The sequence below is a fragment of the Salinisphaera sp. RV14 genome, from assembly GCF_052044135.1.
Classification (GTDB): Bacteria; Pseudomonadota; Gammaproteobacteria; order Nevskiales; family Salinisphaeraceae; genus Salinisphaera.
In genome coordinates, this window is record NZ_JBQDYF010000019.1 from 57,389 (window position 1) to 66,059 (window position 8,671).

Below are 8,671 nucleotides of genomic sequence, written 5' to 3' on the forward strand. Positions count from 1 at the left end.
GCCGACGATGTACGTGCTCGCCGGCCCGAACGGGGCGGGCAAGTCGACGCTCTATGAGCAACGGGTTCGCCCGATCACTGACGCCCCATTCGTGAACGCCGATGAGATACGCAAGGAAAGACAGGCCCAGGGCGAAGAACTGGATGCCTACGAGGCCGCGCGACTGGCGGCGGCGAGGCGCGACACGTATCTGAACGAGAAGCGCTCGTTTGTCACCGAAACTGTATTCTCGCATCAGAGCAAGCTAAATCTCATCCGGAATGCCAAGGCCCAGGGTTTTCGTGTCGTGATCTTTCACGTCAACGTTCAGAGTGCCGACATATCCGTGGCGCGCGTGCGTTTCCGCGTCACTCAGGGCGGGCATGACGTGCCCGAGCATAAAATCCGCGAGCGATACGAGCGTAACAAGCGGCATATTCGCGCGGCCGTGGCATTGGCCGATCTCGCCCAAATCTTCGACAGCTCGAAGGCAAATAGCCCAGCCCGCCATATTCTCACCTTCAGGAATGGTCAGCTCGATAAGGCCGTGAGCTATATTCCGTGCTGGGCGAAGGATATCTACGGTCTGTAAGTGTTCGTCCGCCCAGCCGAACGAAATAGATGGCATGACGCACAACGCAAGACCTGACCCCGAGCCTCCGCCCAACGGGCGGATCTCAAGCGCTGGACGCCACCCAGCCTGGCCGTCCGCGAACTGCGCGCATTGGTCGATCGGCTACAAGCCTTGATCGACATGCGTCAGCAGGAACTCAACCGGATCGAAGCGCTGGATCAGGGAGCCCCATCCAGCGTGAAATCGATGGTCGAAGACCATGTCGCCTGGCTCGACGACCAGATCGCAAAGATCCAATCGGATATCGATGACCACATCGACGGCCATCCTGAACTCAAACAGGACGCCGAGTTGATGCGCAGCATCCCGGGGATCGGCCCCCGCGCCTCGGCTCAGTTCCTAGCCTATATCGGTGATGTTCGCCGGTTCAAAAGCGCGAAGGCGCTGGCGGCCTTCATCGGTGTGACGCCGAGACAGAAGCAATCCGGCACATCGTCCATGGTCGGACGACGATCTCGAGAGCCGGGCACACCGCCGCACGACAATCGCTCTATATGCCGGGCATGGTGGCAAAACGCCACAATCCGGTGATTATCGCGATGGCCAAGCGACTGGAAAAGAAAGGCTTAGCGCCAAAGGCGATCGTCGGCGCAAGCATGCGTAAGCTCGTGCATCTGATCTATGGCGTGGTGAAGTCAGGTCAGCCGTTCAAGGCGGAAATACCGATGGCGGGACTTGAAATTCAAGAGGGTATCTGACCCCATGCTTCCGCTCGCCGTCGACGGGTTATCAGGCCGAGTCCTATCAGGCCCAGGCCGGTGCTTAGTAGAGCGATCGAACTGGGTTCAGGGGTCTCGATAGTGGGGTTGCTAGCGCGACCGGGCACGAATTCGAAGGCGGGCTGGCTACTGGCGCTGGCGGTTCCGGTGGTGAAGGTGACGCCGGCGGGGAATGCGATCTCGACCCAGGCGTTCCGAGACGCGGTGGTGTAGCTGCCGTATTCGGACGCGAGGGCATCGGCAACGTCGGTGCCGGTGACGCTATAGTCTCCTTGCGGGGTTGTGAAGGTAAGCTGGTTCGCAACGTTGCCTAAGGGGCTAGCGTCGACGGAACCCCAGAGTAGGTCGAAGCCGGTCTGAGCAGTGCCGTAGGTCATGGTTATGGTGCCGGAGTTGGCCCAGGCGGCAAGATAATTTGTCGGGCCATTGGCGGGCGGCGTGCTGCCGGGGGCAGCGAAGGGCGAGGTATAAACGCCGGGCGCGGTGCCAGCGTAAACCCCGGAGAGACTGGAGCTGGTGCCGGCGATGGTTACGGTTAGACCGGGGGCGGGGCTGAAGCTGCGGCTGCCGATGCCCGTGGTGGTGCTATCAAGATCGTCGAGAGTGAAGGGGGCGGCGCCGTTAGTGGAAGCGCCAACCGTGAGGGCGATGCCGTTGGCGATTGTGAAGGGGGTGGCGTGAGCGATCCCCATGACGCTGCCCATGGAGGTGAGGCCGATGAGGGCGAGCGCGGCGGTGTGGCGGGCGGTGGCGCGGATGGCGTGGGTCATGTCTCTCTCCTAACTTGACCGCCCGCGCGTGCCGAGGCGGCGTGTGATGCGGAGGATTATAGAATGCAAAATCCGGACCAAAATGCAAGTAACTGAACAATAAAAATAAAAGCGTTTCGATTTGGCAGTTATGTAAAATTGTTCGACAGTGTCGAGGCCGAGATCGCGGCTTGTGGCAGGCCTGAAGCCATGAACCTGACACCGCGCTTCAATACCCTGTTCCAGTCTGAACAAGCCGCGATGGTACGAGCGGGACGACAGCAAGACATCCCATGTCGATTGATTTTCGGCAACGGTGCGGATGCGGCGCTTGTGTGCCGCTATTGCCCTGTCTCCGGCGCAACGCGTGCAAAGAATTGGGGACAGACCACGGTTTTATGGTATGCTGCCGCTCTTGATTTCGGTGCAATCGAGTTATGCCCCGCCGCCCACGCGTCATGCTTCCGCAGGTCCCGGTTCACGTCATCCAGCGTGGCAATAACCGGCAAGCCTGTTTCTATTCGGAAGACGACTACCGCTTCTATCTTGAATGGTTGCAGAAGTACGCCGAGTCCGAGGGATGCATGATTCATGCCTATGCGCTGATGACGAATCATGTCCATCTGCTGCTAACCGCCAAAACAACCGGCGGTGTCGGGCAATTGATGAAGCGACTCGGCCAGCGCTACGTGCAATACGTCAACCGGAGCTATCGTCGTAGCGGCACCCTTTGCGGAATTTGGGGACAGACCACGGTTTTATGCTATGCTCACTCAACTATCGGTTTCGCTCCAGTCGAGTTATGCCCCGACGTCCACGCGTCATGCTTCCGCAGGTCCCGGTTCACGTGATCCAGCGTGGCAACAACCGGCAAGCCTGTTTCTATTCGGAAGACGACTACCGCTTCTATCTTGAATGGTTGCAGAAGTACGCCGAGTCCGAGGGATGCATGATTCATGCCTATGCGCTGATGACGAATCATGTCCATCTGCTGCTAACCGCCAAAACAACCGGCGGTGTCGGGCAATTGATGAAGCGACTCGGCCAGCGCTACGTGCAATACGTCAACCGGAGCTATCGTCGTAGCGGCACACTTTGGGAGGGGCGGTTCCGATCCTGTCTCACCCAGGAAGAACACTACGTGATGGGGTGTTATCGATACATTGAACTCAACCCGGTTCGTGCCGGTATGGTCGAACACCCGGCCGAATACACCTGGTCGAGTTATCGTGTGAACGGGCAGGGCGAGAAGAGCCGTCTCATCACACCGCACTCGCTTTACAACGCGTTGGGCCGAACGCCAACCGAGCGACAAGCGGCCTACCGGGAATTGTTTCGTTATGAACTCGATCCCGGGCTGATTGACGAGATTCGGAAAGCGACGAACGGCAACTATGTTTTAGGCAGCGACCGTTTCGAAGCCGAAGTCGCGGCGGCGCTGGGGCGTCGCGTGAGTCGCGGGAAGCCGGGGCGGCCGAAGAAGGAATCGAGCTAGGCGAGGGCGCCAGAAACCGTGGTCTGTCCCCTATTGCCCCAAGCGTGGTCTGTTCCCTATTATTCAGTTCGTCTATCGGCACTTTCGAGGTCAGGCAAGGGCATGTTCCATCTTTGCCAGCCATGTAAACACCTGCCCGATACGCAGCACTATCACGAGCGCGAAGGTAAATAGCAGCCTAACGAATAGGAGTATCAGTAGCGATCCCCCCATTAATGCGATGACTAACGTGTCTTCAATCAGGCTGTGGGAAAGGCTGAGAAAGGATAAAACAGAGGTGCGATCATATGCGCTCACATTGGCGCTTTTTGCTTCTTGAACCATCAGCCCGGCACCGTAACTCAGTCCAAGTGTCAGTCCGACAATCGTCATGTCAGATGCTGCAGAACGGCATCCGATAACTCGAAAGAAAGGCGTAAGTACACGAGCGATGACTCGGTCAAAACCCGTTCGACGGATCAGATCGAGGACCAGAGTCATCACCGTGATGACAACGTAGATCGTTGCCAACGTCTTGAGTTGGGACAGTATCCAGGCCGAGAGCGACTGGGCATGAGCGCTATAGAGTGCAGAAAATTCGGTTGTAACAGGTGCCTGCCACAGTCCTAATGTTGAAAGGGTGAGCATGGTTAGGTAGCCAGATAACAAGGCGGCACCCACCCTTAGCGTAATCGAGTACCATGCTGGCAGACCGCTCATTCTCGCGACCGCACATTCCACCGGTAAGGCATGAGCAAATAACATCATCAACCCGAGTACTGATACTTGGGCCGTCGTCCACGTATCAGGCGTGGCGATTTGGAGGAAAACTGCCACGCCAGCGAACAAGTTGGTTACCAACGCGGTTGCCCAGACAATAGCCGCTTCGCCCGGCAAGCCAATAAGGCCAAGTACTGGTGACAACAGATCCGCGAAATCTTGGACCAGGCCCAGCTCTGAAGCGATCTTGACAACGAGCATCGCTGGCACCACGACCCGAACAAGGATCCAATAGGTCACGCCCGTGCGGGCCAAGAAATGACGGATGTAGAGTCTGAAGGATTGGTCGTTCATAGTCGCTGCATGCTGGGTAGAAAATCGGGCACGCCGACTGTGTCCGTGTCCTGGTAGAGCGCGGTGTAGAGTCGGTGTCCGAGAGCAATATCCAAGACGCCCAAGCCGAACGGGGAGATAACGGTTGGCAGCGAAGGATCATCTACATACGACCCATCAAGGACATCAGCAATCTCGCCATCGATGAACGACCGGCTTTTCAACTTCTGCTCAGTCAAATGGCACGACGTTTGTGCTTTAAGACAATGATCGACATCGTCTACGATATTGTTTGAGGCCTCGATAATGTCGGTGTCTAAATCGCGTAGCGAGATGTTCAACACAACTTGGCGATCCAGCTCGATTTCATCTAAGGTGATATATGGTTCGGATGCCGTTGTCGCACAGACGATCAAATCTGCGCGGAAGGCTTCTTGGATTGAATCAGCAACGTTGCAATGTAGCCTCCTATCGTGGTTTCGGGTCGCAAAGTGGGACGCATAATCGTCTACTTGATCGAAAGCGGCTAGACGTTTGATACTGAGATCCAGTAAGCGTAGGTACTCGAGAGTCTTCTGCGCGAGTACACCGCACCCGATGAAAGCGGCGGTCTCGAAGCATCGTTCCCCGCGCGATAGCCCCTGGACAGCGACCGCACCGGAAGCAGCTGTACGATGCGCGCTAATTTGGGAGGCTTCGAGACACGCTATCGGGTAACCAGTGCTGTAGTCGTTCAACAAGAGCGTTGCAGAGGCTCGTTGCAGGTTCTGTTCGATGTTCGCGGGGTAGCTAGCGATCCATTTAAGCCCAGCAATTTGAACGTCATCGCTCGCGATCGAAGCAGGCAAGACAATGATCCGATTCTGCTGGTTGTCAGGGAACGTTAGAAAGTAGCTATCGGGGTTGTTGGTCCGGCCGTGCTTGTGCAATAAGTAGGTTTGACGGACCGTATCAACAACCGCGTGAGGGTCATTGGCAAGAAAGCGAGTAATTTGGGGACCTTTGATCACACGAAGCATGGTTCAGGCTCCAGTCTGTGCAGTTTCTTTCGCTATCTGGGGTCTTGAAAAGAAATCGTAGTAGCGCCATTGGTCGCCAAATTTCTCGTCACACCAGCTGTCATTGAACATTGTCTCAATGTATTTAGTGCCGAGGTCGGGCGAAACTGCCACGAGACGATCGCTGGGCTTTTGATGATCCTCGTACATGCCAGCGAGGACCGTGCAGGTCGAGGCTCCTAGTAAAAGGCCATACTGGCGCGCGATATAGCGCGCAACTGCTACTGTCTCGCTTTCGTCGATCTGGAGCAGGCCATCGAAATAGGCTGAATCGAAGAACATAGGACTTACACTCGCGCCGAGGCCTGGAAGATAACGTGGCCCGGGTTTGCCGCCGAAGGTGATAGACCCGACGGAGTCAACGGCGATGAGCGATACATCCGGCTTACTGAATCGGAAGTAATACGCTAGGCCCATAGCGGTACCCGTGGTGCCGGCCCCCACGTAGAGCCGGTCCACATCTGGGCAATGGCGGTGGATTTGGCGTGCCGTCTCGTCGGCATGAACTCGTGGATTCGCTTCGCATTCGTATTGGTTCAACCATATGAGGTCGGCGTCGATTTCAAGTTGCTCCCGAATGTAGCGTTTACGGCTACCAAGATAGCCACCTGATTCGTCCTTCTGCGTGATTACAATGACTTGGGCGCCCATGGATTCCATGATCGCGATGTTGTTCGTGTTAGTGTTGAGATCAACAACACAGGTGAAATCGTATCCGCGGCTTGCAGCGATCATGCTCAAGGCAACACCAAGGTTGCCCGAGCTAGATTCGATAAATCGTTGTGACTTCGTAAGTCCGCTGTATCGCTCCGCATAATCGGGCAGTGCTTTGGCGGTACGTAGTTTGATTGACCCAGCGAAGTTGAGCCCCTCGATCTTCAACGCAACGTCGAATCGATCGAAACAGTTTTTCAAGACAATGAAGTCATCCGACTTCAGAGAGTCCTCAATTACTTTCATCTGTATCTCCCCACTTGTGCTGTTTGAAGTGGTAACGAATTGAGATGCTAGGTTTTATGAATCACACTCTTACCGGCGAACCTGGTTTTCGGCCTCTATATATCTATTCACTTGCCACCACGGCAGGTAGAACTAGTTGCAACGGCCTTTAAGATGTCGAAACTAATGTATGGGTTACGATGAAGTCGTCGCCGATGCGACTCCGATGGATGCATCGGGACCGTCTGTTCTAAAGCCGTTTTGGCGTCAGCACCCCTCCTCAATGGTTGGCTAGTGAACACAGCTTCATAGTGACTATCCTTGATGAGGTGAGGTTGCGTAATCATCGGCGCGAGCGGCCAATTTTCTTGTTTTTCAGGCTATTCACGATGTAATTTTGCAAGCCTATGGACAACAAAGACCGTCACTTACTCGATCTGCTCCAACAAGATGCCCGACAGCCCTTGGACCGTCTCGCTGACGCCGTATCGCTGTCAGTGCCCGCAGTGCAACGCCGGATCAAGAAGCTGCGTGACACTCGGGTTATCAAACGCGAGGTGGCCGAAGTCGATGCCGAAGCGCTCAATGTGCCTATGACGTTCATTATTTTCGTCGAGCTTGAGCGGGACCAGGGCGAGCAGATTGATGCCTTTCGCCGTAAAGCTATGGCTGACGATCTTGTCCAGCAATGCTATTACGTGACCGGCGAGGGGGATTTTGTGTTGATCTCTGTGGCCCGCGATATGAACGACTTTGAAGCCATGACTCGCCGGCTGTTTTTCAACGACCCCAATATCCGCGGGTTTCGGACGTCGATTGCCATGGGCAAAAGCTTTCGAAGCCTCGCGGTGCCTGCGCGTTATATGAACTCCGACAACTACGAGTAGCACAGCTGACATAATGCAGAAAAGGATGCGCAGCGAGTGAGCCAGGGTACGCTGGGTTGGCCAAGGAAAGTGGCGGGCCGTGCCTGGTGGATGGACTCCGTGGTCTGCGCCGTTATTGGTATCCGTACCAAATGAAAGACTGGACCATTCAGACGCTGCGCGATCTTGACCTCAAATATGCGGAGGAAGGAATCCATCCTCACCAGCGGCCCTTTCATGCTGCCAGCGAGATCCTTGGCGATCGCTTTGCGATCGGAGTCGGCGCCAACGCTGAGGTCGAACGTGTAACGGCCGCCTTTGAGGCCATGCTATCGGAATCGAATGAGAATTGGCCGGGCATGGGAACAGGCATTGCGGCGGTAGTCGATCAGGTGCGGCGCATCACCGCTCCCGTCGTCTTCGGGGCCGTGAGCATTCAAGTTTGGAGGGGACTTGGCTTCAACAGCGAGTGGGAGTGGTGGATTTGGTGCAGGGAAAACCGCCAGGTAGCGTCGCGCACATGCTTTGCCTTTGCCGATCTTTTCGATCTGACTTATGGCCTCGACGACCTACAGAGGGGTAGAGGGCGCGGCTTGCAACTCTGGCGGATGGCGACATCAAACGTTTCGGACTTTGCTAACATACTTCCCGGTACCTTCAGCGTCGATTCCGTCGTTCAACCCATCTGTTTAGCTGTTGAACTATCGCTAAAGGCGGCGATCGTACAGGCGGGTGAGGATCCAGATTCCTTCCGTAAGCGCGGTGCCGAGGGTCATGATCTAGAGCGGTTGGCTAAGCGAGTCGCGCGGGAGCTTCCGCACCGCGACGATCCCCAAATAGCTGAGATTGCGGCCGCGATGCCGAAATACATTGAAAGCCGCTATGCTCCTGCCGGTTTCAAAAGGTCACAAGTTGTCCGTCTGGCGCTAGGCGCACAATTCATTGCTGCATCTTCGGTCCGCCGCCACTCACGGCATGACCTTGCCGCCGAAATGGAACAGGGCAACTGGCCGGGATCTAGACTCAGTCTGCTGTCCTGAGCGCATAGAAAAGGAACGATTACGTCAGCGGCGGATAGCTGCCACTTGTCTTCCGGGAACCTCCAGATAAGTATGCTGTACCCGGTCCGGTTCCGGTCGAGAAGACGTAAACGGTCCACCAACCCCATCCTTCCGGCGGCATAACCGATAAGCCAATCTC

Annotated in this window: 10 protein-coding genes and 1 pseudogene; 7 read left to right on the forward strand and 4 right to left on the reverse strand. The window is 56.0% G+C overall.

Translation table 11 applies throughout. The features are described from left to right. Positions 1–7: 7 nt before the first annotated feature. The 3 genes from ACS8Y6_RS15385 (at position 8) to ACS8Y6_RS15395 (ending at position 1,311) form a co-directional block, all read left to right on the forward strand. Entirely contained in the window at positions 8–571 is a 564-nt protein-coding gene (locus ACS8Y6_RS15385) for an AAA family ATPase (RefSeq protein ID WP_440850948.1), read from the forward strand. 162 nt (positions 572–733) lie between these two features. Next, positions 734–1,144 carry a transposase gene (locus tag ACS8Y6_RS15390; RefSeq protein ID WP_440855961.1) on the forward strand — a complete coding sequence of 137 codons (411 nt, stop codon included), beginning with the start codon at positions 734–736 and terminating at the stop codon, positions 1,142–1,144. An 8-nt stretch (positions 1,145–1,152) separates the two neighbouring features. Further along, on the forward strand, positions 1,153–1,311 hold the full coding sequence (locus ACS8Y6_RS15395; RefSeq protein ID WP_440855952.1) for a hypothetical protein: 159 nt from the start codon (positions 1,153–1,155) through the stop codon (positions 1,309–1,311). On the opposite strand, the gene ACS8Y6_RS15400 is transcribed toward ACS8Y6_RS15395, so the two are convergent. Next, complete coding sequence (locus ACS8Y6_RS15400) at positions 1,296–2,102, reverse strand: PEP-CTERM sorting domain-containing protein (RefSeq protein WP_440855953.1); 807 nt, start codon at positions 2,100–2,102, stop codon at positions 1,296–1,298. The two genes, ACS8Y6_RS15395 and ACS8Y6_RS15400, sit on opposite strands and share 16 nt — an antisense overlap. A gap of 416 nt (positions 2,103–2,518) precedes the next feature. Between ACS8Y6_RS15400 and ACS8Y6_RS15405 the strand changes: the two are divergent. Together ACS8Y6_RS15405 and ACS8Y6_RS15410 are read left to right on the forward strand one after the other, a co-directional pair. Further along, positions 2,519–2,812, forward strand: a pseudogene (locus ACS8Y6_RS15405) (transposase); the annotation flags it as partial. Between the two features lie 71 nt (positions 2,813–2,883). Beyond that, positions 2,884–3,576, forward strand: a complete 693-nt coding sequence (locus tag ACS8Y6_RS15410; RefSeq protein ID WP_440855954.1) for a transposase — start codon at positions 2,884–2,886, stop codon at positions 3,574–3,576. 90 nt (positions 3,577–3,666) lie between these two features. On the opposite strand, the gene ACS8Y6_RS15415 is transcribed toward ACS8Y6_RS15410, so the two are convergent. The 3 genes from ACS8Y6_RS15415 to ACS8Y6_RS15425 are packed head-to-tail and all read right to left on the reverse strand — an operon-like array spanning position 3,667 to position 6,626. Beyond that, entirely contained in the window at positions 3,667–4,629 is a 963-nt protein-coding gene (locus ACS8Y6_RS15415) for a nucleoside recognition domain-containing protein (protein WP_440855955.1), read from the reverse strand. Continuing rightward, on the reverse strand, positions 4,626–5,627 hold the full coding sequence (gene sbnB, locus ACS8Y6_RS15420; protein ID WP_440855956.1) for a 2,3-diaminopropionate biosynthesis protein SbnB: 1,002 nt from the start codon (positions 5,625–5,627) through the stop codon (positions 4,626–4,628). The genes ACS8Y6_RS15415 and sbnB overlap by 4 nt, the downstream gene beginning before the upstream one ends. Before the next feature lie 3 nt (positions 5,628–5,630). Further along, positions 5,631–6,626 (reverse strand): pyridoxal-phosphate dependent enzyme, encoded by a 996-nt coding sequence (locus tag ACS8Y6_RS15425; RefSeq protein WP_440855957.1) that lies wholly within the window; start codon positions 6,624–6,626, stop codon positions 5,631–5,633. A gap of 386 nt (positions 6,627–7,012) precedes the next feature. On the opposite strand from ACS8Y6_RS15425, the gene ACS8Y6_RS15430 reads away from it, so the two are divergent. After that, positions 7,013–7,492, forward strand: coding sequence for an Lrp/AsnC family transcriptional regulator (locus ACS8Y6_RS15430; RefSeq protein ID WP_440855958.1), 480 nt, complete (start codon positions 7,013–7,015; stop codon positions 7,490–7,492). A gap of 131 nt (positions 7,493–7,623) precedes the next feature. Then, positions 7,624–8,511, forward strand: a complete 888-nt coding sequence (locus ACS8Y6_RS15435; RefSeq protein ID WP_440855959.1) for a hypothetical protein — start codon at positions 7,624–7,626, stop codon at positions 8,509–8,511. The last annotated feature ends 160 nt before the right edge of the window (positions 8,512–8,671 follow it).